Annotated in this window: 4 protein-coding genes; 2 read left to right on the plus strand and 2 right to left on the minus strand. The window is 66.9% G+C overall.

Features of this window, described 5'->3' with window-relative positions:
* Window positions 1-162: 162 nt before the first annotated feature.
* Both AB0G02_RS34660 and AB0G02_RS34665 read left to right on the plus strand, forming a co-directional pair.
* Entirely contained in the window at window positions 163-1,155 is a 993-nt protein-coding gene (locus AB0G02_RS34660) for a sugar phosphate isomerase/epimerase family protein (RefSeq protein WP_360802978.1), read from the plus strand.
* Window positions 1,156-1,429: 274 nt separating this feature from the next.
* Entirely contained in the window at window positions 1,430-1,717 is a 288-nt protein-coding gene (locus AB0G02_RS34665) for a hypothetical protein (protein ID WP_360802981.1), read from the plus strand.
* Between the two features lie 135 nt (window positions 1,718-1,852).
* Here AB0G02_RS34665 and AB0G02_RS34670 read toward each other — a convergent pair whose 3' ends face one another.
* Complete coding sequence (locus tag AB0G02_RS34670) at window positions 1,853-2,344, minus strand: PPC domain-containing DNA-binding protein (protein ID WP_360802984.1); 492 nt, start codon at window positions 2,342-2,344, stop codon at window positions 1,853-1,855.
* Window positions 2,322-2,662 (minus strand): hypothetical protein (locus tag AB0G02_RS34675; protein WP_360802987.1); only part of this gene is annotated, 341 nt, incomplete at its 5' end. The genes AB0G02_RS34670 and AB0G02_RS34675, both read right to left, overlap by 23 nt.

The following is a 2,662-nucleotide window of genomic DNA, read 5'->3' on the forward strand; positions in this document are numbered from 1 at the left end:
GGAAGGCACTATCGACTTCGAGCCCATCCTCTCGACGCTGGGGGAAGCCGGCTACGAGGGATGGCTGGTCGTCGAGGCCGAGCAGAACCCGGCGACGGCATGCCCGCTGAAGTACGCCAAGATGGCCCGCGCTTACCTGACCGAAGTCCTGGGATGGTAACGATGACCACACGCGACATCTATCTCAGCTTCTTCATGTTCACCGTCGATCTGCACCCGGATGATCCCCGGTACACCGAGGTCGTCGTCAGGCACATGAGGGAGCTGCAGGACATCGGGTACACGGGCTTCGACATGCCCGTTCGCCCGAACGATACGGGCGACCCCCAAGCGGATGTGCCTCGCTACGAAAAGCTCAGGCAGGCTCTCGACGCAGCCGGATTGGAGGACGTAGGCCTGACCACCAACGTGGCCACGACGCCGGCCTACGACCCCACATCGCTGAACCCCGAGGAACGCGAGGCGGCCTTGGCCTACCTCAAGTCCCGGGTGGACATCACAGCGGCCCTGCGCGGAACCATCTTGGCAGGCCCCGTCCTGTTCCCCTACAACGTATTCCCCACCCTCAACGGCCAACCGCTGTGGAGTGACGCGCTGCAGGACTGGCTGCGACCCCGGTACGACATCGCGCAGCCGCTCTTCGAGCGGCTCGGCGAGTACGCGGCGGAGAAGGGCGTCCAGGTCGCCATCGAACCCGTCGACCACTGGGAGACACCAGCCCCGAACATGGTGCGCGACGTGCTCGACTTCCTCGCCGGCGTGCGCAGTCCGAACGTCGGCGTGTGCGTGGACAGCTCCCACGTCGTCCTCGGCAGCAGCGGCCCGGACGCGTACCTCCGCGACATCCAGGATGCCGCCGACCAGCGGCGCCTGCACTACGTGCAGGTGTCCCCACCCGATCGTGGTGAGGTCGCGGACAGCTGGATCCCCTGGCGCACGTTCCTCGATCCGGTCCTGCCCGTGTACGACGGACCGCTGCTCATCGAAGTCTTCAACGCCATCCCGGCGTTCCTCACTTCGTTGCGGCTGACAAGGCGGAAGTTCTGGATCCCCACGGAGGACGAGCCGGTTCCGGGCGTGCCGAGCGCCTACGAGGTTGCCGCGCACGGGATCAAGAAACTGCGTTCGGAGCTGGCCACGCTGCACGCGATATGATCCGAGCTGCACATCGGTCAAGGCGCCGTGAACGTCAGGTTGAGCATCGACGAGGGAGCTGCCGGTGGCTGGGACCAAATGGGCCCGATCCCCGGACCGAGCCCGGACCTGTTGGCCTTGCACAAGCGGAAGCCGACCTGGCTGTGTGAGCACCAGCGACCACCGCACTGGTGACCGAGGCGCGAGCACGCACCGGCCTGGACTCCGCCGCCTGGCCCACCGGCGTCCCGGCGTGCTCCGTGAACACGGCCGACGCTTCCGGCACAACGGACCCGTGCTGATCACGGATGCGCGGCCAAGCTCGGGTACTTGCGACGGGCACGAGTTCGACGACCCGCCGTTCACGGTGGGCAGCCGGTTCCACGACACGGCGAGCAACACCACGATCGACGTGATCAGCCAGGCCGGCGACGACTACCGGATCACCATCGCGTTCGGAGTCGCACCGCAATCCACTGAGCATGTAGGCATGATGTCGCGATCCCACCGAGTCGTTCGGGAAGCCACAGGATCGATGCAACCCCTGGCCATGCTTCTTCATCGCCGAACACCTTCGACATGACGCCGAGCCTGCGGAACATCCCACCTCCGCTGCGGACAGAGCGCCGCGCTCGGGCGCTTCGTCCTGGACATCGTCGGCTCCTTCCTGTCGGGGGGGCGCGTCGGTGCTGCGGTCGCCGGGTCGACTCCCGCCCGTTCACGGCGCCAGGCCGTGCCGCAGCGGATCCGGGTCGACGGTGGCGTCACCGCTGCCGAGGTCGATGAGGGCTAGACCGCTGTCAGGGTCGAAACGCCGGGTCAACCGGTGTGTTGTCTCGGTGACGACGGCCTCCAGCTTCGGGCGCACGACCGCTCGACGCAGGTGGCCTCCCCGGGTGGCGCCGTCCCGCAACGCGACCACCGCGTGCGCGTGCACCTGCCAGTCGCCTTCCTCAGTGCGGACTACGTTGCCGGTCAGCGAGACCACCTCGGACTGCTGGCCGACCGGGTTGTCCACGTACTGCTTGGCTTCGACGTCGTAGAACGCCAGGGTGCAGTCGCTGAACCCGCCGATGGCGGTGAACGACGCGGTCCGCAAGCGGTGTTCGCGGGCGAAGGCGAGCAACTCGTCCAATGCCGAATCACCGGGGTCCATCACGACGATGTACTGACGTGCGGCTCCACTGTCAACCACGGCGTGCGTGGCCATGCGACCTCCTCAGCTGGTAGGTGCCGGCGACGATCTCCTCAGCGGCGAGGAACTCCTCGTTGGCGTAGACCTCGAACGGCGGCGAGTCGGCAAGGCCGTAGTCGTCGGCGTAGTCGTCGTTGGAGAACTGCCGCACCGTGCCGGTGACCGTCAGCGACTGCCCTTCGGTGAACTCCGGCTGGTCGCCCTTGAACAGCACGAGCAGGCTGTCGTCGCCGTAGGCGCCCGTGTCGAGCACCACCGACTCGTCGGTGAGGTCCGTGTCCATCACCGCCGTGATCGTCACCTTCTCGCCCACGTGCTCGGCGTTGCCGAAGT

This window comes from Actinosynnema sp. NPDC023658 (genome assembly GCF_040639995.1).
Lineage (GTDB): Bacteria > Actinomycetota > Actinomycetes > Mycobacteriales > Pseudonocardiaceae > Actinosynnema.